A 23323-nucleotide genomic window follows, 5' to 3' on the forward strand; every position below is an offset into this window, starting at 1 on the left:
GCTGGCGCTCAGAGCCAGTCGATGTCGTCGAAGCCGCGGTTCAGGTAGCCGCCCTTCTGCCAGGACGAGCCCTCGTAGCCAAACAGCGGCCACAGCTTCTTGTTGTTGTAGAGGCCAGTGACCAGGCCACCCTGGATCTTCTTGAAGAACGGCGTGGCCTCGATGTCCTTGAGCAGGGCCACGCGCTCGTCCTCGGTCTTCACCTCGGCATAGGGCACGCCATAGCGCTGCCTGGCGCGCTGATCCAGATCCTGCACACCCTCGCTCAGCAGCTTCTTCACGCTCTTGTCCTTCACGGCTGCGGCGTCATAGGGCAGCACGGCCTCGAGGTAGAAGCTGTCGGCCAGCTTGTCGTGCGGATAGATATCGCGCGCCATGCGCACCAGGGTCTTGCCGGTGGCCGCGCCCAGATGGCGAAAGCTCTGCTGGGCCGCCACATCCTTTGCGGCCGCAATGCCGGTCGCGGGAATGACCGCGATGCCGATGGCCCCGAGGCCGCCGCCGCGCAGAAAGCCGCGGCGCTGCAGCGTGGGCCGTCTGTCCAGCACCCGCATGGTGCCGGGGGCAAGGTCGTCGTTCAGGTTTTTCATCGTCGTGTCTCCGTCGCTTTATGGGTTGTGAAATCTCAGTCGGGGCGTTCAGCGGCTCACATGGGGCAGGCCTCCTGTTCCAGCGCGGCCTGCAGCGCAAGCTCCAACCGCTGCGCGCATGCCTGCCCATCGAAGTGCACGGCCAGTTCGGCGGCGCTGACGGTGGTGGCCGCCAGGGTCCGGGCATCGGCCCCGTCGCGACCCAGGGCATCGCACATCAGCCGCCACGGCGACGGCTGCAACAGCACGCCGCCAACCAAAAGCACGCCGCTGGCACGGCGCACCTGGGCCAGGCCGGCGATCTTGCGGCCCCGGGCCAGCACCTCCCAGGGGGACAGGCCGCCAAAGCAGGCCCAGTCCACCGCCATGCGCTGCGCGGGCTGCATGGCGCGCAGCGCCTCGGGCGCCAGCGCCTGCGCGTCCACGCCGCCCTGCTGCAGCACCCGGGCAATGGCCTCGCCCAGCCAGCGGTAGCTGGCCACCAGGCCCTGGCGGGCCAGCGGATGGTCCGGCGGCAGCGCCACCGACAGGCCCAGCATCCACGGCCCGGTCAGCACCGCGCCGCCGCCGGACTGGCGCAGCAGCACTTGCACCTGGCTGCCTGCCTGTGCCAGCAGCCGGCGCTGCGAGCAGCCGAGCACGACGACCGGCTCCCGGTAGCGCCAGAGGCGAAAGCACGGCACCGTCACCGGCTGCGCGAGCTGCTGCTCATTCCACAGCTGTTCGCGCACGGCCTCGGGCGGCGTCAACGATGGGAGCGGTGCGGTCATGGCCTGCCCGACAGCGAATCGGGAGCTTCGAGATAGGTCTTCACGGCCCGCAGGAACTGCGCGGCCGGGTAGCCGTCGATGGCCCGGTGGTCGAACACCAGGGTCAGCGTCGTCATCGCGGCGACGCACACCTGCCCATCCCGCACCACGGCGCGTTCGCGCACGCTGCTCACGCCCAGAATTCCCACCTGCGGCGGGTTCAGCACCGGCGTGAACCAGTCAATGCCCGTCATGCCCAAGTTGGTGACCGTGAAGGTCGCGCCCTGGTAGGCCTTGGGCGGCAGTTGGCCGGCACGGGTGCCCGTCGCCAGCTCCCGCGTTTCCTGCGCGAGCTGCGCCACGGGCTTGGTCCCGGCATCGCGGATCACCGGCACCATTAGCCCTTCGTCCAGCGCCACGGCCAGTCCCAGATGCACGGAGCTCTGGCACTCGATGACGTTGTCCTTGAGCAGCGCGTTCATGCGCGGGTGCCCGGCCAGCGCCAGCGCCGTGGCGCGCAGCACGCAGGCGGTGATGGTGGGCTTGGCCCCGCCCTGCGCCACCGGCTGCGCGCGCAGCCAGGCCTGGCAGGCCGAGACATCGACATCGACGCCCATGGCTACACGCGGCGCCTGCCAGCCCAGGGTCATGTTACGGGCGATGGCGCCGCGCAGGCCCTTGAGCGGGATGCCAGGGACGCTGGCGTTGGCAACGCCGGCTTCGGCAACGGTGATGCTCATGCCAGCGTGCCCAGGCTCTGGCCGGGCTTGAAGGTGTCTTCGGCGGGCACGAGGATGGCCGCGATCACGCCATCAGCAGGCGCCAGCACCTCGTGGCTGGACTTGACCACCACCACGCTGACCACGGGCTGGCCGGCTTTGACGCTGTCGCCGACCTTGACCAGCCAGTCCTCGACCAGGGCCTCGGTGCCGGGCTCCACGTCCTGCCAGGCGTCTTGGGAAAGAATGATGTCGGTGCTCATGCGGATGCTCCTTGAAGTTGCGGTGCGGCCACCAGTTGCCGCGCGGCGGCGACGATGGCGTCGACCTGGGGAATAACAAACTGTTCCAGCGGACGGCTGTAGGGAATGGGCACATCGGGCACGGCCAGGCGCTTGATCGGAGCCTTGAGGCGCACGCTGTCGAGGTTCTCGGCCACCAGCGCGGCGATCTCGCCCGACAGGCCGAAGCTCAGGTAGTCCTCGTCGGCCACCAGCAGGCGGCCGGTCTTGCGTACCGACTTCAATACCGCCTCGCGGTCCAGCGGCACGATGGTGCGCAGGTCGATCACCTCGGCGTCTATGCCCGCATCGGCGAGCTTTTGCGCGGCCAGCACCGTCTTCTGCACCATTTGGCTCAGCGTGACGATGGTGAGATCGCGGCCCTCGCGCACCACCTTGGCCTGGCCGAAGGGGATGGTGTACTGCTCCTCGGGCACTTCGTTGGTGCTGCCCTCGAAGTACGACATCCACGGCAGGCCCATGATGCCCTTGTGGTAGAGGAAGACCACCGGGTTGTCGTCGCGGATGGCCTGGGTCATCAGGCCCTTGGCGTCGTAGGCGTTGGACGGCACCACCACCTTCATGCCCGGCATGTGGGCAAAGGTCGCGTACAGGCACTGCGAGTGCTGGGCCGCATCGTTGTAGCCGCCGCCGATGCCCGACATCAGCACCATGGGCAGCTTGATGTTGCCGCCGGCCATGTAGATGTTCTTGGCCATGTGGTTGTAGATCATGTCCATGCACACGCCGAAGAAGTCCACGAACATCAGCTCGGCGATGGGCCGCATGCCCTCGGCCGCCGCGCCGATGGCGGTGCCGATGAAGGCCGTCTCCGAGATCGGGGTGTCCATGATGCGGTCCTTGCCGTGCTTGGCCAGCAGGCCGCCGGTGGCGCCGAAGATGCCGCCGTACTTGCCGATGTCCTCGCCCATCACGAACACGTCGGGGTTGCGCTCGATTTCCTGGCCGATGGCCTCCGACACGGCCTGGGCCATGGTCAATTTGCGGGTTGTCATGCTTTGTCTCCGAAGTTCTGGGGCGTTAGCAGAAAACGTGCAGCAGCGCGTCCTCGGGCTTGGGGTACGGACTGCTGCGTCCGTAGTCATAGGCCTCGGTGATACGGGCGCTCACACGCTGGCGCAGGGCCTGGTCGGCCGCGTCGTCGAGCAGGCCGGCGCGGCGCAGGTGCTCGGCCAGGCGCGGGATCGGGTCGTTCTTGCGCAGCCCGGCCGTCTCACCCTTGGGGCGGTAGGTTTCGGGGTCGCCCTGGAAGTGGCCCAGGTAGCGGTCGGTCTTGACCTCGATCAGCGTCGGCCCCTCGCCACGGCGCGCACGCTCGACAGCCACGCCGGCCGCCTCGTAGACCGCGAGCGCATCGTTCTGGTCCACCAGCACGCCGGGCATGCCGTAGGCGGCGGCGCGGTCGGCATTCCAGGCCACCGAGGTGGATTCGTGCTTCTCCACCGAGATCGCGTACTTGTTGTCCTCGCAGACGAAGAGCACCGGCAGCTTCCACAGCGCGGCCAGGTTCATCGACTCGTGAAAGGCTCCTTGGTTGGTCGCACCCTCGCCGAAAAAGGCCACGGCCACCCAGTCCTTGCCGCGCTTCTTGGCCGCCAGCGCCGCGCCGCAGGCCGGCGGCATGCTGGCACCGACGATGCCGCTGCAGCTGAACTTATGCGCTGGGTCGAACAGGTGCATATGCCCGCCCTTGCCGCGCCCCAGTCCGGTTTCCTTGCCGAACATCTCGGCCGTCATCGGATTGAGCGGCACGCCCTTGGCGATGGCGAAGTGGTGCGGGCGGTGCGAGCCGACCACGGTATCGTCGTCATGCAGGTGGGCGCACACGCCCACCGCCACCGGCTCCTGTCCCGCGGCCAGGTGCATCTCGCCCGGCACGGGGCCAGAGCCGATGTCGAAGGCCAGGCCCTTCTGGATATGCGGCGGCAGCTTGCCTTCCATGTAGACCCGGGCCATGGTCTCTTCGTATTCCCGGATCTCGATCATCTTCTCGTACATCCACAGCTTGCGCTCGTTGCTTGGATTCATGGCGATGTCTCCGTCTGTCGTTGGGTACCGGCCCGCCGGATGAACCGGCCGGGCCATGGATGAGCGCGACCGCGCCCATGCCTCTCCCAACGCAAGCGGTGTGCCAGCCGGCGCTCGGACGCCAGCGAATACGGGTAAGTCCCAGGAAATACCGGCATGCAAGGCCGGATTCCAGAGGCGCAGCCCCCCGCGCGGCCCGCAGGCCGGGGCTGCCGCGCCGCGGGGCATGCGACAGATGCAGCAACCGGATGCGACATCTGTCGCATCGGCATGCCCATGCAGCGACAGTTGTCGACCTCTGGCGGGACGGGCCGCTCAAAGCAAAAAAGGGAACGTATTGGCTACGCTCCCTTTCCTGGCCAGTTCCTCTCAAGCAACTGGTTCTTACAGCATTTAATGCCTCAAGCGCTTACCCAGCAAGCGCTACAAGCTATCAAAACATTAGCAAAACGGCTCACACCACCACCGGCTCCGGCTCCAGCCGGATGCCGAAGCGTTCGTAGACGCTGGTCTGTATCGCCTTGGCCAGCGTCATCACCTCGCCGCCGGTGACGCTGTCGTCCCGCGTGCCGCGGTTCACCAGCACCAGGGCCTGCTTGTCGTACACGCCGGCCTTGCCCACGGTTTTGCCCTTCCAGCCGCAGGCGTCTATCAGCCAGCCGGCGGCCAGCTTGATGCTGCCGTCGGGCATGGGGTAGTGCACGATCTTGGGGTCGCGCGCGATGATGTCCTGGCACTGCTCGGGCGTGACCGTGGGGTTCTTGAAGAAGCTGCCGGCGTTGCCGATCACGGCCGGGTCGGGCAGCTTGGCGCGGCGGATCTCGCACACCCAGTCGAAGATCTGCCGCGCCGTAGGCTGCGCCACGCCGGCCTCGGCGCGGCGGCGCTCCAGGTCCAGGTAGCCCAGTTCGGGCTTCCACGCCTTGGGCAGCAGGAAGCGCACGTGGGTGATGACCGCCCGGCCCGCCAGCCCCATGCCCCTGCCCCAGTGGCCGGGCAGGCCGCCGCCCTCGTGCTCGGCCAGCGGCGCGGCGTGCTTGAACACCGAGTCGCGGTAGCCGAAGGCGCATTGCGCGGCGTCCAGGGTGAAGGGCCGGCCCGTGGCCAGGTCGATGGCGACGAGCGAATGGAAACGGTCCTGCAGCTCCACGCCATAGGCGCCTATGTTCTGCACCGGCGCCGCGCCCACGGTGCCGGGGATCAGCGCCAGGTTCTCCAGGCCCGGCCAGCCCTGGGCCAGGGTCCAGGCCACGGTGTCGTGCCAGACCTCGCCGGCGCCGGCCTCGACGATCCAGGCCTGGTCGGTTTCTTCCAGCAGGCGCCGGCCCTTGATTTCCATCTTCAGCACGACGGACCTCGCATCCCCCGTGAACACGATGTTGCTGCCCCCCCCGAGCACGAACAGCGGCTGGCGCGCCAGGCGATGGTCGGCCAGCAGGTCGTGCACGTCCTGCGGCGTGCGCACGCGCACCAGCGTGTGCGCGCGCGCCACGATGCCGAAGGTGTTGCAACTCTGCAGGGGGACGTTTTTCTCGACTAACATTGCCCGGATTGTCGCACCCGCCTCCGGGCGGGCGCGTGTGTGTACCGGCCAGCCGAGAGTGATGCCATGCCTTCTTTTGATACCGTCTGTGAAGCCAACTTCGTCGAAGTGAAAAACGCCGTGGAGAACACCGCCAAGGAGATCGGCACGCGCTTCGATTTCAAGGGCACGTCCGCCGCCATCGAGCTCAAGGACAAGGAGATCACGCTGTTCGGCGACGCCGAGTTCCAGCTGCAGCAGGTCGAGGACATCCTGCGTGGCAAGCTGACCAAGCGCAGCGTGGACGTGCGCTTTCTGGACGTGCAAAAGCCCCAGAAGATGGGCGGCGACAAGGTCAAGCAGGTGGTGCGCGTGAGAAACGGCATCGACAGCGAGCAGGCCAAGAAGATCCAGCGCCTGATCAAGGACAGCAAGATGAAGCTGCAGGCGGCCATCCAGGAGGACAAGGTGCGCGTCACCGGCGCCAAGCGCGACGACCTGCAGGCGGCCATGGCACTGATCCGCAAGGAAGTGGCCGACCTGCCGCTGGGCTTCGACAACTTCCGCGACTGACCACCCCCACCCATAGCGCCGCCGCAATGCGCCCGCTTCCCCCCCTTCTCTGCGCGCTGGCCCTGACGCTGCCCGTGCTGGCGCACGGCCAGAGCGTGGCGCTGGCCGGCGTGCTGGGCAGCAAGGCGCTGCTGGTCATCGACGGCGGCGCGCCGCGCGCGCTGGCCGTGGGCCAGGCGGCGTCAGGCGTCACGCTGCTGGCCGTCGGCGCCGACAGCGCCACCATCACCACCGCGGGCGGGCGCCAGACGCTGTACCTGGGCGAGGCGCCGGTCAGCGTGGGCAGCCAGGGCGCGGGCATGCAGCGCCTGCTGCTGCACGCCGACGCGCGCGGGCACTTCACCGACGACGGCGCGATCAACGGCCACGCGGTGCGCATGCTGGTGGATACCGGCGCGTCGGTGGTCTCGCTCGACCAGGCGCTGGCCACACGCCTGGGCCTGCGCCTGGAGGGCGCCGAGCCGGTGCGCATGGCCACCGCCAACGGCACGGGCCAGGGCTGGCGCGTGCGGCTCGACTCGGTGCGCATCGGCGCCCTTCAACTGCGCGGCGTGGACGCCATCGTCACTGCACAGCCCATGCCCTTCGTGCTGCTGGGCAACAACTTCCTGACCCACTTCGAGATGAGCCGCAGCGGCAGCACCATGCTGCTGATGCAGCGCCCATGAACCGTCCATGACCCCTGCAGCCCACGCCAGCGCCCCCGTTCTCGGCTTCGAGTCGGCCGACAGCGAATACGAAGACCTGCTGGGCCACTGGTCGGATCTGGAGTCGGCGCTGTCCATGGTACTGGGCCACCCGCGCCAGGTCAGCGGCTTTGCCGCCAAGGTGCAGCAGTGCGACCTGTGGCTGCAGAACCTCGTCACCCACGACACCGACGCCGCTCTGTACCTGATGTTCCAGCTGGCCGCCACGTCCATGGTCGGCTACAGCACGGCGCACGCGCTGGTGTGCGGCACGCTGTGCCATCTCCTGTCGCGCGAGCTGTCCCTGCCCGGCACCGAGCGCGACGCGCTGGTACGCGCCGCGCTGACCATGAACATCGGCATGACCGCGTTGCAGGACCAGCTGGCGCTGCAGCGCACGCCCCTGAGCGGCGAGCAGCGCCAGGTCATTGCGCAGCACTCGCAGGCGGGCGCGCAGCTGCTGCGCGAATGCGGCGTGAGCGACCCGCTGTGGCTGAGCGCCGTGCAGCGCCACCACGACATCGCCAGCGACGGCGGCAACCAGCCCCTGGCCGCACGCGCGCCGGCCGAGCGGCTGGCCTGGGTGCTGCTGCGCATCGACCGCTACGCCGCGATGATCAGCCCGCGCAAGTCACGCGAGGGACGCAGCGTCACCGAGTCGATCCGCGCCATCGTCGGCCAGGACAGCGAGCGGCGCGACGAAGTGGGCATGGCGCTGGTGCGCGCCACCGGGCTGTGCCCGCCGGGCACCATGGTGCGCCTGGACAACGGTGAGGTGGCCGTGGTGCTGCGCCGCAGCGCCAAGGTCAACCACCCGATGGTCGCCGGCCTGCTGGACGCCCAGGGCAAGGAGCTGACGCTCACCACCTTCTATCACACGGCCCTGCCCCAGCAGCCGCGCATCCAGTCGGCGCTGGCGCAGTCGGCCGTCACGGTGGAGCTCAACCACCGCACCATGGTGCGCGTGGGCATGTACGCGGCCCACCTGGGCGACATGGGCGCGCGCTGAGAAGACGCCCGCCCGGCCCGTGCGCAACCCGCGCACGCCAGCAGTCACTTTCTGGATTTTTTGCGCCGGGCTCGCGCACCCGCGGCAGCCCCGGCGGGCGGCGCGGCCGCTTGCCCGCCCTTGCTGCCCAGGCGCGATTCCTTGCCCTGGATCAGCCGCTGGATGTTGAGCTTGTGGCGCCACGCCAGCAGCCCGGCCATCACCGCAATCGCCACGCCCACGCCGGCATCCACATGCCAGGCGACGCCGCCGGCCAGCAGGTAGAAGAACGGCGCGAACGCCGCCGACACCAGCGACGCGAGCGACGAATAGCGAAAAAACGCCGCGATGATGACCCAGGTCGCCAGCGTCGCCAGGCCCAGCCAGCCGCTCACGCCCAGCAGCACGCCCAGCGCCGTGGCCACGCCCTTGCCACCCTCGAAGCGAAAGAACACCGGCCACAGGTGGCCGGCGAACGCCGCCAGTCCGACCAGCGCCTGCGTGCCCTCGTGCAGCCCGTAGTCGGCGCCATACCAGCGCACCAGCACCACCGGCAGCCAGCCCTTGAAGGCGTCGAAGAGCAGCGTCACCACCGCCGCCAGCTTGGAGCCCGAGCGCAGCACATTGGTCGCCCCCGGGTTCTTGCTGCCGTAGGTGCGCGGGTCGGACAGCCCCATGGCGCGGCTGACGATGACCGCAAACGAGAGCGAGCCGAGCAGATAGGCCACGACGGTGGCGGCCAGGGACAGGACGATGGGGTTCACGGATGGGCCGGTGTGAAGCGAAACAAGCGCCCTATTCTGCCAGCGCGCAATGCACCGGCCGCGCGGCCAGCAGCTGCACGCACACCTGCGGGTCGATCTGCACCAGATAACCGCGCCGCCCGCCGTTGATCGCGATGCGCGGCAGTGCCAGGATGCTCTCCTCGATGAACACCGGCATCTGTTTTTTGGTGCCGAACGGCGAAGTGCCGCCCACCAGGTAGCCGCTGTGGCGCTGCGCCGCCTCGGGCTTGCACGGCTCGATGTGCTTGGCGCCAACCTGGCGCGCCAGGTTCTTGGTCGACACCTGGCAGTCGCCATGCATCAGCACGATCAGCGGCCTGGCGTCCTGGTCCTGCATCACCAGCGTCTTGACCACCGCATGTTCATCCAGCCCCAGCTGGCGCGCAGACTCGGCCGTGCCGCCGTGCTCGACGTAGTCGTAGGGATGCTCGGTGAACGCCACCTTGTGCGCGCGCAGCAGCTGCGTGGCGGGGGTTTCGCTGACGTGCGGGTGTCTATCTTTCCTGGACATATCAAAAACAATGGCCGCTCCTGCTTATTGCTCCGGCCTTGTGATGTTTGAACTCGTCATCCCGGCGAAGGCCGGGATCCAGTGCTTTTGGGAGGAAGTCATGGATTCCGGCCTTCGCCGGAATGACGAAAAATTGCTACTTCAAAGGGCCGAATCAATATCAGGCAATCGAGGCGTATTCGATTCAAATTACTGCGCCGGGTCGCGCAGCTCCCAGCGAACAGCATCGATCGCGGCCAACAGCTCCGGCGAGAGCTGCGTGCCCCAGGCATCGAGGTTTTCGTCAAGCTGCGCAAGCGAGGTCACGCCGAAGATGGTGCTGGCCACGCGCCAGCTGCCATAGCAAAACGCCAGCGCCAGCTGCACCGGCGTCAGGCCATGGTCGCGCGCCAGCTGGTTGTAGCGGCGCGCAGCGGCCAGCGCCTCGGGGCGGCCCCAGCGCTGCTTGCGCACCGACTCGTAGCGCGCGATGCGCCCACCCTGCGGCGCGCCGGGCTCGTGCGGCGCATGTTGGTCGTACTTGCCCGTCAGCAGGCTGTAGCCCAGCGGCGAATAGGCCAGCAGCGAGACACCCAGGCGATGGCAGCTCTCGTCCATGGCGTTCTCCCAGCTGCGGTTGAGCAGGCAATAGGGGTTCTGCACCGTCGCCACGCGCGGCAGGCCATGCTGCTCGGCCAGGCGCACGAACTCGTGCACGCCCCAGGGCGTCTCGTTGGACAGGCCGATGCAGCGCACCTTGCCCGCCTTCACCAGCCCGGCGAGCGCCTGCAGCTGCTCAAGAATCGGCGTGGCGCTGGTCTCCTTGGCCGGGTCGTAATACAGGCTGCCGAATGCGGGCACATGCCGCTCGGGCCAGTGGATCTGGTAGAGGTCGATCACGTCGGTCTGCAGCCGGCGCAGGCTCCCTTCGCACGAGGCCACGATGTCGGCCGCCGTCATGCCCTGGCCGCCCCGGATCCACGGCATGTTGCGCGAGGGGCCGGCCACCTTGCTGGCCAGCACGATGCGCTGGCGCATGCCGGGGCGCTGGCCGAGCCAGCGGCCGATGATGGATTCGGAGGCGCCGAAGGTGGCCTCGCGCGCGGGCACGGCGTACATCTCTGCCGTGTCGATGAAATTCACGCCGCGCTCCAGCGCACGATCCAGGATGGCGTGGGCGTCGGGCTCGCCGACCTGCTCGCCGAAGGTCATGGTGCCCAGGCAGATGGGACTGACGCGCAAGTCGCTGCGCCCCAGTGAAACAGAAGTCATGTCAATCATGCGCCCGAGTGTACGGACGCCGGCGCCGGCGCGCTGCCAGCGGGCGCGCCGCCCGTCGGGTAAACCCGCTGGTCGCGGCCAGGACTGCGGCCATCCGCACGCCGCCCAATAATCGTCCTCATGTACACCTGTTTGCACACAAGCCAAAGCGCCACCGTGGCGGTGCGCCACCTCGACTACCACGTGCACCGCTGGGGCGCGCCCGCCGCTGGGGCGCAGCCGCCGCTGGTGCTGCTGCACGGCTGGATGGACGTGGGCGCGTCCTGGCAGTTCGTGGTCGACGCGTTTTCCGACGCGTTTCTCGCGCGGCGCGCCATCGTCGCGCCCGACTGGCGCGGTTTCGGGCGCACGCCGCGCCCGGCGGGCACCGACTGCTACCACTTCGTCGACTACCTGGCCGACCTGGATCAGCTGCTCGACCAGGTGGCCGGCGGCCAGCCGGTCGACCTGGTGGGCCACAGCATGGGCGGCAACGTGGCAATGATGTATGCCGGCGCGCGGCCCGAGCGCATCCGCCGCCTGGTCAACCTGGAGGGTTTCGGCATGCCCGCCAGCACGCCTCAGAGCGTGCCGGGGCGGCTGGCGCAGTGGATGGACGGCATCAATCAGTGCGAGCGCGGCGCGCTCGACCTCAAGGACTACGACAGCGCCGACGCGGTGGCGCAGCGCCTCATCAAGACCAACCCGCGCCTGGCGCCGGACAAGGCCCGGTGGCTGGCCCGCCAATGGGCGCGCGAGGGCGAGGACGGGCGCTGGCGCATTCTGGGCGATGCGGCGCACAAGATCCCGAGCGCCCTGCCCTACCGTGTGGACGAGGCCCAGGCGCTGTACGCGGCCATCACCGCGCCGGTGCTGGCGGTGCACGCCAGCGACGACAGCCTGGGCCGCTGGTACCAGGGCAAATACACGCTGGAGCAATACCTGCAGCGCCTCACTGCCGTGCGCGACGTGCGCACCGCCGTCGTGCAGGACGCGGGCCATATGCTGCACCACGACCAGCCTCGGGCGGTGGCGGCGCTGATCGAGCGCTTCGTGCAGGGCGAGCCGCCGGGCGCCTGATTCGATTCATGACCCCGGGCCCGTGGATGGCGCGCCAGCGCCCTCAAAGCCGCTGCCCGCCCGCTTGATCGCAGACATGAGAAAATTACGGGTTATCACGTAAACCAACACCACAGGAACGAACACCATGGAAGCAGAACACACCAACCAGATCGGCAGCACCCTGGAAGATCTCACCGAGCGCACCCAGGAATTACGGAGGTATCTTTGACTACGATGCCAAGTACGAACGCCTGAGGACGGTCAACGCCTCGCTGGAAGACCCCAACGTCTGGAACGACCCGAAGAAGGCCCAGGAGCTGGGCAAGGAGAAGAAGTCGCTCGACGCCGTGGTGCTGACGCTGCAAAAGCTCACGTCCGAGCTGGCCGACAACAGCGAGCTCTATGAAATGAGCCGCGAGGAAGAAGACGAGGCCGGCCTGCTGACCATCGAGAAGGAAACCGCCAAGCTGCTGCCGCTGATCGAGGAGCTGGAGTTCCGCCGCATGTTCAGCAAGGAGGCCGACCCGCTCAACTGCTACATCGACATCCAGGCCGGCGCCGGCGGCACCGAGGCCTGTGACTGGGCTGGCATGCTGCTGCGCCAGTACCTCAAGTACGCCGAGCGCAAGGGCTTCAAGACCACGGTGGACGACGAGACTCCCGGCGACGTCGCCGGCATCAAGGGCGCAACCATCCACGTCGAGGGCGAATACGCCTACGGCCTGCTGCGCACCGAAACCGGCGTGCACCGCCTGGTGCGCAAGAGCCCGTTCGACAGCTCGGGCGGGCGCCACACCAGCTTCGCGTCGCTGTTCGTCTACCCCGAGATCGACGACTCGATCGAGATCGACATCAACCCCGCCGACGTGCGCACCGACACCTACCGCGCCAGCGGCGCCGGCGGCCAGCACATCAACAAGACCGACTCGGCGGTGCGCCTGACGCACATGCCGACGGGCATCGTCGTGCAGTGCCAGGACGGGCGCAGCCAGCACAGCAACCGCGACGTCGCCTGGCAGCGCCTGCGCTCCAAACTCTATGAGCTGGAGATGCAAAAGCGCTTCGAGGCGCAACAGGCGCTGGAAGACACCAAGACCGACGTGGGCTGGGGCCACCAGATCCGCTCCTACGTGCTGGACAACAGCCGCATCAAGGACCTGCGCACCAACGTCGAGGTCTCGGCCACGCAGAAGGTGCTCGACGGCGACCTGGACGTGTTCATCGAAGCCTCGCTCAAGCAAGGCATTTGAGAGGCATAGGGCACGCGCCGCCTGCCCGCGGCGCGCACCCGGCAGCAAGGAATCACCATGAAACAAGGACAAGCCACCGCCACCCAGCGCCTGGACTACCAGGCGCCGGCGTTCTGGATCGACAGCGTCGAACTCACCTTCGACCTCGACCCGGCCAAGACGCGCGTGCTCAACAAGATGCGCCTGCGCCGCAACCCCGACGTTGCGCCCCAGCCGCTGCGCCTCGATGGCGAGGAGCTCAACCTCGCGCGCGTGCTCGTCGGCGGGGCCGGCACCTCGTTCAAGATCGAGGGCGACCAGCTGGTGCTGGAGAACCTGCCCGAGGGCAACGAGCCCTTCGAGCTGGAGATCTTCACCACCTGCGCGCCCAACAAGAACACCCAGCTGTCGGGCCTGTACGTCAGCGGCGACACCTTCTTCACCCAGTGCGAGGCCCAGGGCTTTCGCCGCATCACCTACTTCCTGGACCGCCCCGACGTGATGGCCAGCTACCAGGTGCTGCTGCGCGCCGACAAGGCCCAGTACCCGGTGCTGCTGTCCAACGGCAACCTGGTCGAGTCTGGCGACCTGCCAGATGGCCGCCACTTCGCCCGCTGGCAAGACCCGCACAAAAAGCCCAGCTACCTGTTTGCCCTGGTGGCCGGCAAGCTGGTCGCGCGCGAGCAGCAGATCACCAGCCGCGCGGGCCACAAGCACCTGCTGCAGGTCTGGGTGCGCCCGGGCGACCTGGGCAAGACCGAGCACGCGATGAACTCGCTGATGGCCGCCATCGCCTGGGACGAGACGCGCTTTGGCCTGTCGCTCGACCTGGAGCGCTTCATGATCGTCGCCACCAGCGACTTCAACATGGGCGCGATGGAGAACAAGGGCCTGAACATCTTCAACACCAAGTACGTGCTTGCCACCGAGGCCACGGCCACCGACGCCGACTTCGCCAACATCGAGTCCGTCGTCGGCCACGAGTACTTCCACAACTGGACGGGCGACCGCGTCACCTGCCGCGACTGGTTCCAGCTCTCGCTGAAAGAAGGCCTGACGGTGTTCCGCGACCAGGAGTTCAGCCAGGACATGGCTGGCAGCCCCTCGGCGCGCGCAGTCAAGCGCATCGAGGACGTGCGCGTGCTGCGCACCGCCCAGTTCCCCGAGGACGCCGGCCCCATGGCCCACCCGGTGCGCCCCGACAGCTACGTCGAAATCAACAACTTCTACACCGTCACCATCTACGAGAAGGGTGCCGAGGTCGTGCGCATGCAGCACAACCTGGTCGGCCGCGACGGTTTTGCCAACGGCATGAAGCTGTACTTCGAGCGCCACGACGGCCACGCCGTCACCTGCGACGACTTCGTGCAGGCCATTGCCGACGCCAACCCGGCCAGCCCCCTGGCCCAGCACCTGGGCGCCTTCAAGCGCTGGTACAGCCAGGCCGGCACGCCGCGCGTGCACGCGCAGGGCCAGTACGACGCCGCCGCGCAGACCTACACGCTGACGCTCACCCAGTCGTGCCCCGCAACGCCCGGCCAGCCGGACAAGCAACCCTTCGTCATTCCCGTGGCGCTGGGCCTGCTGGGCCAGGACGGGCGGGCGCTGGCGCTGCAGCTCGAAGGCGAGGACGCCGCAGCCGGCCATGAACGCACGCTGGTGCTGCACGAGGCCCGCCAGACCTACACCTTCACCCACGTGGCCGAGGCGCCCGTGCCGTCGCTGCTGCGCGGCTTCAGCGCCCCGGTCATCCTGGAATGCGACTACAGCGACGCCGAACTGCTCACGCTGCTGGCGCACGACGGCGACGCCTTCAACCGCTGGGAAGCCGGCCAGCGCCTGGCGCTGCGCATCGCGCTGGCGGCCATTGCCAGCGACGCCCCCGTCGCCCAGGCCGCCGTGCTGCCGCCCGCCTTCGTCGCCGCCATGCGCGACGTGCTGCGCCACCCGCAGCTGGACGCCGCATTCAAGGAGCTGGTACTCACCCTGCCCTCCGAGACCTACCTGGCCGAGCAGCTGCAGACCGTCGACCCGCAGCGCGTGCACGAAGTGCGCGAAGCACTGCGCGCCCAGCTGGCGCGCGAGCTGCACGCCGACTGGGCCTGGGCCTGGGAGCAGCACCACGCCAGCGGCGCCTACCGCCCCGACGCCGCCAGCAGCGGCCGCCGCGCGCTGGCCGGCCTGGCGCTGGCCATGCTGTGCCTGGACGCGCGCACCAGCGGCGACACGCTGTGGCCCGGCAAGACCTACCAGCGCTTCAAGACGGCCGCCAACATGACCGACCGCCTGGCCGCGCTGGGCGCGCTGGTCGGCGCCGGCCACGCGCTGGCCCAGCCGGCGCTGGAGCGTTTTCACCAGCTGTTCAAGGACGACGCGCTGGTCATCGACAAATGGTTTGCGCTGCAGGCCGGCCGCGTGGACCGCGGCGGCGACGTGCTGCCCAGCGTCAAGGCGCTGATGAAGCACCCGGACTTCAACCTGAAGAACCCCAACCGCGCGCGCAGCCTGGTCTTCAGCTACTGCAGCGCCAATCCGGGGGCCTTCCACCGCAGCGACGCGGCCGGCTACGTCTTCTGGGCCGACCAGGTGCTGGCGCTTGACGCCTTCAACCCCCAGGTCGCCGCCCGCCTGGCACGCGCGCTCGACCGCTGGAGCCGCCTGGCCGAGCCCTGGCGCAGCGCCGCACGCGAGGCCATCGCCCGCATCGCCGCCAAGGCCGACCTGTCCAACGACGTGCGCGAGGTCGTCACCCGCGCGCTGGCCGACTGACGTACCGCCGCCCCTGGATCCCGGCCTTCGCCGGGATGACGCGGCGGGTGTATGAGCGTTGCGAACAAAGCGAAACGTCACCCCGGCAAAAAAACGTCATCCCGGCGAAAGCCGGGATCCAGCAGCGACGATCGCCCAGGCAGACGCTTTCTCCCCAGAATCACGGTTACCCCTCCACCGGATGACCAAGGTACGAACGACAGCGACCTCGACCATTGAAAGGAAATTTTTGACATGACCGAACGCATCAGCCTGACCCGCTACCTCGTCGAGCAGCAACGCGTCGACGGCCGCATCCCGCCGCAGCTGCGCCTGCTGCTGGAAGTCGTCGCGCGCGCCTGCAAGCGCATCAGCATGGCCGTCAACAAGGGCGAGCTGGGCGACGTGATGGGCACCGCCGGCACCGAGAACATCCAGGGCGAGGTGCAGAAAAAGCTCGACATCATCGCCAACGAGACGCTGATCGAAGCCAACGAATGGGGCGGCCACCTGGCCGCCATGGCCAGCGAGGAAATGGAGGGCATCTACGTCGTGCCCAACCGCTACCCGCAGGGCGAATACCTCTTGATGTTCGACCCGCTGGACGGCTCCAGCAACATCGACGTCAACGTCAGCATCGGCACCATCTTCAGCGTGCTGAAAAAACCAGAAGGCCACCCCGGCGTGCACGACGCGGACTTTCTGCAGCCCGGCAGCCACCAGGTGGCGGCCGGCTACTGCGTCTACGGCCCGCAAACCACGCTGGTGCTCACCGTCGGCGACGGCGTCGCCATGTTCACGCTCGACCGCGAACAAGGCTCGTTCGTGCTGATCCGCGAGAACGTGCGCATCCCCGAGGACACCCGCGAATTCGCGGTCAACATGAGCAACATGCGCCACTGGGACGCGCCCGTGCGCCGCTACATCGACGAATGCCTGGCCGGCGAGGACGGCCCGCGCGGCAAGAACTTCAACATGCGCTGGATCGCCAGCATGGTGGCCGACGTGCACCGCATCCTGTGCCGCGGCGGCATCTTCATGTACCCCTGGGACAAGCGCGAGCCCAACAAGCCCGGCAAGCTGCGCCTGATGTACGAGGCCAACCCAATGGGCTGGCTCGTCGAGCAGGCCGGAGGCAGCGCCACCAACGGCCGCCAGCGCATCCTGGACATCCAGCCCACCCAGCTGCACGAACGCGTCAGCGTCATCCTCGGCTCGAAAAATGAAGTCGAACGCGTGACCGGCTACCACAACGAGCTATAATCTGGGGCTTGGCCGGAGTAGCTCAGTCGGTAGAGCAGCTCATTCGTAATCGGGACAGCAATACCTTGATGACGGGTGAAAAAGCTAAGCACGGCAAGGCTTTCGGGCCGCCAGCGGCGCGAAGGTCAGGTAGTACAGACACGATTTGAACAAGTTTCGGTTTTAGCCGGCATAGCTCAGTTGGTAGAGCAGCGCATTCGTAAGTAGCGGGGCGACCCCAGGAAACCCCAGCGAATAGTGGCTTTACGGAGTGACGCAGGGCAACTAAGAAGGTTATAGTAAGGTTTCGCCGCTTTAGCTCAGTTGGTAGAGCAACCGCTTCGTAAGCGGTAGGTCATCTGTTCGAGTCAGATAAGCGGCACCATCTACGGCAAGCGGCCATCCCCCGGGGTGGCCGTTTTGCTATGGGGCGACCGCAAGCCCTCACCGGAGGAATGTATGTTGCGCGTGACTTTCGAGGACAGCACCGTCATTGACTACAAGGATGACGAAGTGATTGAGATCGAAAACTTCCCGCCCCGGGACACCCCCGCCGCGGGCTGGGAACGCACCCGCGACTACCCGCCAGAGTACCGGCGAGCCACCCCGCTGCGAATCGGAGTGCTGACGGTCGGCCACCGCGTCCGTACCGGCGGCGGCTTCCTCAAGGTCGTGAGCATCGAGCGGGTCTGACCTCAGACGTACATCACCCGGTCCCCGGTATCGGGCAGGCGGCGCGGCGGCGAGAAGTCGCCCACGGCTACATGCCCAGAGGAGGCCCCGGCGATGAGGTAGGACGTAGCATCAAGGGCGTGATCGACCGCCCGCGTGTCAACGTCCTCCGGGTTCCGCGGATCGCGGGGCAGCGCCGGGACGGTCTGCAACCAGAACCGGCAGCGCGAGGTGACAAAGAACTCGCCCTGCACCATCAAGGACTTCAGGGCCTCGAAGCGAGGGACCCGCGGCCCCTTCCGGGCGGGCGTCACCCTGACCCCGGCTTCCCGGAACAGGTCGCTGATACTCGCCTCCATCCGGCCCGCCGTCCGGGCTTCCGCGGCGGAGTCGATCACGCCCCGGGCGCGGATTCCGTTCCGGGCGCAGACGGCGTGAAGGGCGGGCGCAATCTGGCCCGGGGTCCGGCCCGTCCCGCGGCTCAGGTTCCGGGGGTCGAACTCCGCGTGTTCGTCGTACAGGACCCAAGCCCCCTTGGGCAGTACCCGATCATCAGGCAGACGCACGTCATAGGCGAGCTGTCCGCCCAGCATGGCGACCATCGGGGCGGCGGAGCCCCAGTCAATCCCGAGCTTCAGCGAGGCGAACAGGTGCGGCGGTAGGTCGTGATGGTCGATGACCATTTGATCGGCCCGCCACGTCCCGGCGAAGAAATCCCCCGTGATCGCGGACCAGTCGCCCGTCCGCATCGCCTTGTACAGAGCCGGGTCCGTATGGCGCAGCACCTCGAAGTTCCGCCGGTAGGCGTCCGGGAGGTGCGGGTTGTCGTCAAGGACGCTGGGGCAATACACCCAAGAGTTCCCCCCGAACTCGAACGGCACGAAGGGCTCCCGGCCCGTGACGTACCGCTCCGCGAGGGCGGAGTGATTCGCCCCGCCCGGGTTCCCGGCAAGGATCATGCGCAGGGGGACGCCCGGGGCGCGGAGCGATAGCCCGAGCTGGTCAATCACTTCCATCCCCGGGCCTTCGCCCGCCTCATCCACGGCGATGAGCGAGAAGTTCATGCCCTGGGCTACGTCGCTGATGGAGCTGGAGGACTCGCAGTGCGTGAGCTGGATCGTCCCGCCGTTGGGCAGGCGGAAGATCGAATCATTCATGTTGAACTGGACGCCCGGCCCGAAGGCGGACCGGAGCAGCGCCCGCAACTCCTCCGCGAACTGGAGCAGCGACTTCAAGCGGCGGCGCGTCACGAGGACCCGGGCGCGGTTCTTGTACTGCTGGACGTGTCGCAGGATCAGGAGTTGTAGGCCGAAACTCTTGCCGCCCCCGCGGCCACCGCCAAGGAACAAGAAATGGCCCTCCGGGACCATCAGGACCTGAGCTTGGAACGGGGTCGGGCGGATTGTTTGGGTCATGTTGCCTCCCTCCATACGCCAACCCCTTCCCGCACCCGGCCCCACGTCATCGGCGGAGCCCGCACACCGCCCAAGACACCGGGCGCGGGAGGAGTTGAACAGGGGACAGCCCCGGAGCCTTCCGCCGCCCCGCGCCTCGTGAGGGGCGAGGCTGAGTGCGTGAGGTTGGACGGCTTCCGGCCCGGGGCTGAACTCGTTGTTGTTAGATCGGGTCGCCGCCGCGGGTCATGCCCAAGAGGCTGACCACGTCGCCTTCGATCCAGACGGCGGTATCCGCGGGCAGCGTGCTCACGTCCCGGGCGGTCCAAGAGGCGGGGACCTCGGTGGAGCCGTTCGGGGCTTGGGCGTTGGCGACGGCGCGGGCGGTCGCCTCGTCAGCCGCGGTCACGATGACGGCCTGAAGGCCGCTGGGGTTCCGGTCCTCGGGGCGGGTACGGTAGAGCAGGAAAGTTGCCATGATTCAAAACTCCTTCAGTTGTTCAAAGTTCGCGGGCCTTCTCGATGCAGGCCGCACACATGCGGTTTCCGGCGTGGGCGCTCCAGAAGTCGCCGCCACACATCAGGCACCGGCGGACCTTCACGCGCGGGTCATCGTCTCGGAAGAACCGGGCATTGGCCCCGGCCCGCGGACGGGCCGGGCGGCGGGCGGGTTTCGCTTTCGCGTCCATCGCCGCCGGTCACTTGCCGAAGTAATCCCGGAGGCCCACAAGGAACAGGGCCACGGAGCCGGTGATGAAGATGCTCAACAAGGTAAGCATCCCCTTGCTGCGCAGGTCCTCCCCGGCCCTCCGCCATTGGCGGAGGTGCTGGAAGTCCCGCTGCATCTCAATCGGGTTCGAGGGATCGGCCCCCATCTGCACGAGGGTCTGACGGACGGCTTCCGCGATGAGCTTTTGCAGCTCCTCGTGGGTCATGTTGTTGAGGCTCATATTCAGGCCTCGCTTTCGCCGCCTGCGGCCTCAGCAATCGCCTTCTCCGCGAGCGCCAGCGACAGGTTCGTGATCGGATCGGCCTTGCCGCGTGCGAACTCGCGGTCAGCGGCCATCGCGGTCTTGTAGGCGTGAATCACGCCCTTGAGCTTGGCGGTGACTTCGGCGTGCTGTACGCCCCACACCCGTTCCGCGAAGTCCGCAACGGAGAAGGGGCGGCGGTCGCGTGGGCGACGATCCACAACGGTCACGATGGCGGCGGCCAGCGGCAGGTCATTCGTGGCGATGGCGGTCACGGCGGCGGTTTCGAGTTCCACCGGCCCGGCCCCTTCGAGTTGAACTTGGTAGTTGGTCCGCTTCGCATCGCCCAAGGCAACGCGCCCGAGGGCCTGCGAGGGGGAGCCGTACAGGGTCAGCAGGAATTCGGCGTCAGCGGCGAGCTTGGCGAACGGGCGCAACAGTTCCTCGCGCTGGGCGCGGCTGGACTGTTCGATGTTGATACGGAACTTGGCGAGGCGGGACGCCTCTTGCTGCTTGGCGAACTGGCGGGCAACGGTGCGGTTGGCCGGTTCGGTTTCGCGGACAACCTCCTCAGCTTCGCGGCTGAAGCGGTCGCGGGCCTCCGCTACCTGCTGCTGAATCTTGCTGATACGCCCCTGAAAGGCGGTCGCAAGTTCGGTGGCACGGGCGGCCAGCCGGTCGATGTTTTCCACGGTCAGGGGAACATCGGCGGGGACCTTCTTGAAGTCGATGGTTGCCATGTTTCGGGCTCCTCTCAAAAGTCATCACGACTAGGAAGGCCACCAAAACACGTCACCGGAGGGGCCATTCCCACCTACACGCCGGGCGCTGGTGCCCGGTCGCTTTCGAGGAACCATACTGTACAAATGTACAGCTCGGCAAGGACTATTTCTTGTATAAGTCCTTGATCTACTTTACTTTTTCTGCTTCGGTCGGGGTGCAGGCGATGGCCCGTTCCAGCGGGCGGCTGGGGTCCGGGCGGCAGTCCATGCGCTCGAACCGGGACGGCTCCGGCCTCTTGCTCAGGGGCTCCGCCGGGGCGACCCGGACGGGAGGCGCGAGGCGCGGCGAATGCGTGCCGACCTGCGCCCGGCGGACCGTATCCAAGGCGGAGTATGGGCGGGGCTCCTCCGGTGCCGCCTGCGTGGCGAGGGGTAGCAGGACGCCCAAGAGAAGGACGGCGGACCGCCGGGCGGCGCGGCTATGCGTCGCGGTCGTTGATGTTGATGACACGGCTGTACTCCTCGGGGCTGAGGGCTGCATTGATGAAAATCTGGACCCGGGGCTGGTCGGTGTTCCCGTCGCCCTTGTTGATCTGAAAGATGTTCGAGGCGAGCCATTCCGCGGCCTTGAAGTCCCCTTCGTTCTTCATCTTGTCTTTCATGAAGGCGACAATCTCCCCGGCTCCGTCCGCCCGGCCCTCCTCAAGGGCGAGCTGTAGCGGGCTCAGGTCCCCGTCCTCGCCGTCCGCCTCCTTCAGGCGCTTCCATTGACTCGGGGTGAGGGATAGCGCGCGGCGGATCGTGTGCTCACGGTTCCCCTCCGCGGCGAGCATCCGCACGAGTTCGAGGTGTCGCGGTTCGAGGTCGGGCAGCGCCAGCGCGCCCCCGGGCTCCTTCTTGGTCAGTTGGTTGTTGCTGGGCATTCTTCGGCCTCCTTCTTGATGCGATAGACAACGGACTTCGCCACCCCGGCGAGCCGCATGATTCGATTGATGGGCGTCCCGGCCTTCAGGAGGGCGGCAATGCGCTGCTCCTTCCCGGGCGATACCTTCGGACGGCCCAAGGTCTTGCCTTGCTTCTTCGCGCGCTCAAGTCCCAACATCGTCCGCTCCCGGATCAGGGCGCGCTCGAACTGCGCCAGCGACCCCATGACGTTGAACATGAGCTGACCCGCGGGCGTGGAGGTGTCCAGCGCGAGGTCCCGCACGAACAGCCCGACCTTGAGGGCTTCGAGTTCTCCGACCGTGGTGATGAGGTGCGGGAGCGAGCGGCCCAGACGGTCGAGGGCGGTGACGGCCACCATGTCCAGCTTCCCGAGCACCGCGGCCTTGAGCATGTCGTCCAGCCCCGGGCGCTTGTCGCGGCCCTTCGCCCCGCTGATGCCTTGGTCGATGAACTCCGCCACCACGGTATGACCCCGGCCCGCGGCCCAATCGCGCAGGGCCAGCAGTTGGTTATCCACGGTCTGGTCTTTGTTGGTTGATACGCGGGCGTACAGGGCAACGCGGGCCATAGGTCAGCCCTCCGCCTTCGAGGAGCCCCGGGCGACGTGCGCCGGGATCGCCTGACCGTCCGGGACCACGAGGCGGAACAGCTCCACGCCGTCCGGGCCGATGGTGGAGCGGACCCCGTAGCCCTTGCGCTTGAGGTCCCAGCCGAAGCCGGAGCGCACCGTTTGTTCCTGCCACGGCTTGCCCCCGGCGGACAGGGCGGCGATGAGCTGGGCCATCGTCACGCCGTCCGGGCGCGACAGCTCATCCACGAGGACGGCTTGCTTGGAGCCGATCAGGCAGGGCTTGACGGGCTCGCCGGTCGGCTTGAGGTCGGTTCCCCGGCGGGCGCGGGGCTTCGGCTCGCCCTTCGCCTTCGCCTGCTTCGCTGCTGGCCTCGCTGCTGCCTCCTGCTGCTTTTCCTTCCATGCCTGTACCTTCGCCCAGGTCCGGCGGATCGCGTCCGCCTTCGTGCCGAAACGCTTGACCGGCTCGCTGCCCAAGGAGGCGGCGCAGTCGTTGTGCAGGGCGACCAGCTCCGGGCCGGTCATCGTGGCGAGGTCTTGTTCAGTAAGGGTCTGGCGGTTCATGGTCGGCTCCTTTTCAAGTTGGCACGCTTTTTGCTTAGCGCCCCGAAACTATAGCTGGAAGCGGTCGGAAAAGGAACCTTTGCCGACTTGCGAAAACCGCAGGGGTGGATTCGTGGAGCCGCTGGCGCTTCCGGCGGTCGATTCCGCGGACGTTTTCCGACTTGTATGTTCAACAAGCAGGGCGGCAGTGCGCGGGTGCGTCCGGCCCAAGGCAGGGGTTCGACCCCGAAGCAGGGTCAAGGGGTCACAGGAGGGTTACAGGTTCAGGAACCCCATCCGTTATTGGGTTTCTATAACTACCTATGACCTCTATGACTAGAAGAAGATAGATAGATAGAAGCCCTGACCGTACAGCCGGAGCCGATTTGTCGGGAGATTTCGATTTGGGCGCAGGTGGTCACAGGTCATAGGTAATCGTGCGCAAACCCGCGCCGTTGATGGGCTCCCCCAGCCTATGACCTGCCTATGACCTTCAACCAGTCGCCCGGGTCGCAGGTCGAAACGACAACGG

25 protein-coding genes and 1 tRNA gene are annotated in these 23323 nt (G+C 67.5%); 9 read left to right on the plus strand and 17 right to left on the minus strand.

What is annotated here, in order from left to right; translation table 11 throughout:
- Positions 1-8 precede the first annotated feature (8 nt).
- The 7 genes from ABD767_RS14320 to murB all read right to left on the minus strand — a co-directional run bounded on the left by ABD767_RS14320 (position 9) and on the right by murB (position 5931).
- Positions 9-590, minus strand: coding sequence for a Twin-arginine translocation pathway signal (locus tag ABD767_RS14320; RefSeq protein WP_103044677.1), 582 nt, complete (start codon positions 588-590; stop codon positions 9-11).
- A 56-nt stretch (positions 591-646) separates the two neighbouring features.
- Positions 647-1360, minus strand: a complete 714-nt coding sequence (locus ABD767_RS14325) for a lipoyl protein ligase domain-containing protein (RefSeq protein ID WP_103044678.1) — start codon at positions 1358-1360, stop codon at positions 647-649.
- Positions 1357-2079 carry a 2-oxo acid dehydrogenase subunit E2 gene (locus ABD767_RS14330; RefSeq protein ID WP_103044679.1) on the minus strand — a complete coding sequence of 241 codons (723 nt, stop codon included), beginning with the start codon at positions 2077-2079 and terminating at the stop codon, positions 1357-1359. The genes ABD767_RS14325 and ABD767_RS14330 overlap by 4 nt, the downstream gene beginning before the upstream one ends.
- Entirely contained in the window at positions 2076-2321 is a 246-nt protein-coding gene (locus ABD767_RS14335; protein ID WP_103044680.1) for a biotin/lipoyl-containing protein, read from the minus strand. Before ABD767_RS14335 ends, ABD767_RS14330 begins: the two co-directional genes overlap by 4 nt.
- Positions 2318-3355 (minus strand): pyruvate dehydrogenase complex E1 component subunit beta, encoded by a 1038-nt coding sequence (locus tag ABD767_RS14340; RefSeq protein WP_103044681.1) that lies wholly within the window; start codon positions 3353-3355, stop codon positions 2318-2320. Before ABD767_RS14340 ends, ABD767_RS14335 begins: the two co-directional genes overlap by 4 nt.
- A gap of 25 nt (positions 3356-3380) precedes the next feature.
- A complete protein-coding gene (locus tag ABD767_RS14345; RefSeq protein ID WP_103044682.1) occupies positions 3381-4388 on the minus strand; it encodes a thiamine pyrophosphate-dependent enzyme in 1008 nt (335 codons plus the stop codon).
- Between the two features lie 454 nt (positions 4389-4842).
- A complete protein-coding gene (gene murB / locus ABD767_RS14350) occupies positions 4843-5931 on the minus strand; it encodes a UDP-N-acetylmuramate dehydrogenase (protein WP_103044683.1) in 1089 nt (362 codons plus the stop codon).
- Between the two features lie 66 nt (positions 5932-5997).
- Between murB and ABD767_RS14355 the strand changes: the two genes are divergently transcribed.
- From ABD767_RS14355 to ABD767_RS14365, 3 genes are read left to right on the plus strand one after another with little or no spacing between them, the layout of a single operon-like run.
- Entirely contained in the window at positions 5998-6483 is a 486-nt protein-coding gene (locus ABD767_RS14355; protein ID WP_103044684.1) for a YajQ family cyclic di-GMP-binding protein, read from the plus strand.
- Between the two features lie 26 nt (positions 6484-6509).
- A complete protein-coding gene (locus ABD767_RS14360) occupies positions 6510-7151 on the plus strand; it encodes a TIGR02281 family clan AA aspartic protease (RefSeq protein WP_103044685.1) in 642 nt (213 codons plus the stop codon).
- Positions 7152-7158: 7 nt separating this feature from the next.
- Positions 7159-8178, plus strand: a complete 1020-nt coding sequence (locus tag ABD767_RS14365) for an HD-GYP domain-containing protein (RefSeq protein WP_344869840.1) — start codon at positions 7159-7161, stop codon at positions 8176-8178.
- Between the two features lie 44 nt (positions 8179-8222).
- Here the strand turns inward: ABD767_RS14365 and plsY are convergent, their stop codons facing one another.
- The 3 genes from plsY to ABD767_RS14380 all read right to left on the minus strand — a co-directional run bounded on the left by plsY (position 8223) and on the right by ABD767_RS14380 (position 10704).
- Entirely contained in the window at positions 8223-8921 is a 699-nt protein-coding gene (gene plsY / locus ABD767_RS14370) for a glycerol-3-phosphate 1-O-acyltransferase PlsY (protein WP_103044687.1), read from the minus strand.
- Positions 8922-8952: 31 nt separating this feature from the next.
- Positions 8953-9453: a Cys-tRNA(Pro) deacylase gene (ybaK, locus tag ABD767_RS14375; RefSeq protein WP_103044688.1), complete on the minus strand. Its 501-nt coding sequence runs from the start codon at positions 9451-9453 to the stop codon at positions 8953-8955.
- Between the two features lie 189 nt (positions 9454-9642).
- Positions 9643-10704 (minus strand): aldo/keto reductase, encoded by a 1062-nt coding sequence (locus ABD767_RS14380; protein WP_103046381.1) that lies wholly within the window; start codon positions 10702-10704, stop codon positions 9643-9645.
- Between the two features lie 129 nt (positions 10705-10833).
- Here ABD767_RS14380 and ABD767_RS14385 point away from each other — a divergent pair, with 129 nt between their 5' ends.
- The 6 genes from ABD767_RS14385 (at position 10834) to ABD767_RS14410 (ending at position 17666) form a co-directional block, all read left to right on the plus strand.
- Positions 10834-11772: an alpha/beta fold hydrolase gene (locus tag ABD767_RS14385; protein ID WP_344869841.1), complete on the plus strand. Its 939-nt coding sequence runs from the start codon at positions 10834-10836 to the stop codon at positions 11770-11772.
- 127 nt (positions 11773-11899) lie between these two features.
- Positions 11900-13004, plus strand: a protein-coding gene (gene prfB, locus ABD767_RS14390; RefSeq protein WP_103046383.1) for a peptide chain release factor 2 whose coding sequence is annotated in 2 segments (ribosomal slippage) — positions 11900-11980 and positions 11982-13004 — 1104 coding nt in all. Because the reading frame shifts where the segments join, the coding sequence is not laid out codon by codon here.
- Positions 13005-13061: 57 nt separating this feature from the next.
- Positions 13062-15752: an aminopeptidase N gene (gene pepN, locus ABD767_RS14395; protein ID WP_344869842.1), complete on the plus strand. Its 2691-nt coding sequence runs from the start codon at positions 13062-13064 to the stop codon at positions 15750-15752.
- Between the two features lie 234 nt (positions 15753-15986).
- Positions 15987-16994 carry a class 1 fructose-bisphosphatase gene (locus ABD767_RS14400; protein ID WP_103046385.1) on the plus strand — a complete coding sequence of 336 codons (1008 nt, stop codon included), beginning with the start codon at positions 15987-15989 and terminating at the stop codon, positions 16992-16994.
- A 288-nt stretch (positions 16995-17282) separates the two neighbouring features.
- A tRNA-Thr gene (locus tag ABD767_RS14405) sits at positions 17283-17358 on the plus strand.
- Positions 17359-17432: 74 nt separating this feature from the next.
- Positions 17433-17666, plus strand: a complete 234-nt coding sequence (locus ABD767_RS14410) for a hypothetical protein (RefSeq protein WP_344869843.1) — start codon at positions 17433-17435, stop codon at positions 17664-17666.
- 2 nt (positions 17667-17668) lie between these two features.
- Here ABD767_RS14410 and ABD767_RS14415 read toward each other — a convergent pair whose 3' ends face one another.
- The 7 genes from ABD767_RS14415 to ABD767_RS14445 all read right to left on the minus strand — a co-directional run bounded on the left by ABD767_RS14415 (position 17669) and on the right by ABD767_RS14445 (position 22812).
- The gene (locus tag ABD767_RS14415) at positions 17669-19060 is read right to left on the minus strand and encodes a PBSX family phage terminase large subunit (RefSeq protein WP_344869844.1); all 1392 of its coding nucleotides are present in this window, start codon (positions 19058-19060) and stop codon (positions 17669-17671) included.
- Positions 19061-19262: 202 nt separating this feature from the next.
- Positions 19263-19517 (minus strand): hypothetical protein, encoded by a 255-nt coding sequence (locus ABD767_RS14420; RefSeq protein ID WP_034071556.1) that lies wholly within the window; start codon positions 19515-19517, stop codon positions 19263-19265.
- A 220-nt stretch (positions 19518-19737) separates the two neighbouring features.
- Positions 19738-19989, minus strand: a complete 252-nt coding sequence (locus ABD767_RS14425) for a hypothetical protein (protein ID WP_344869845.1) — start codon at positions 19987-19989, stop codon at positions 19738-19740.
- 2 nt (positions 19990-19991) lie between these two features.
- Complete coding sequence (locus ABD767_RS14430) at positions 19992-20750, minus strand: hypothetical protein (protein WP_344869846.1); 759 nt, start codon at positions 20748-20750, stop codon at positions 19992-19994.
- 461 nt (positions 20751-21211) lie between these two features.
- Positions 21212-21655, minus strand: a complete 444-nt coding sequence (locus ABD767_RS14435) for a hypothetical protein (RefSeq protein ID WP_344869847.1) — start codon at positions 21653-21655, stop codon at positions 21212-21214.
- On the minus strand, positions 21634-22245 hold the full coding sequence (locus ABD767_RS14440) for a recombinase family protein (RefSeq protein WP_344869848.1): 612 nt from the start codon (positions 22243-22245) through the stop codon (positions 21634-21636). Before ABD767_RS14440 ends, ABD767_RS14435 begins: the two co-directional genes overlap by 22 nt.
- A 3-nt stretch (positions 22246-22248) precedes the next feature.
- Positions 22249-22812, minus strand: a complete 564-nt coding sequence (locus ABD767_RS14445) for a hypothetical protein (protein ID WP_344869849.1) — start codon at positions 22810-22812, stop codon at positions 22249-22251.
- Positions 22813-23323 lie beyond the last annotated feature (511 nt).

Origin of the sequence: Comamonas faecalis (assembly GCF_039538025.1) — a bacterium.
Lineage (GTDB): Bacteria > Pseudomonadota > Gammaproteobacteria > Burkholderiales > Burkholderiaceae_C > Comamonas_C > Comamonas_C faecalis.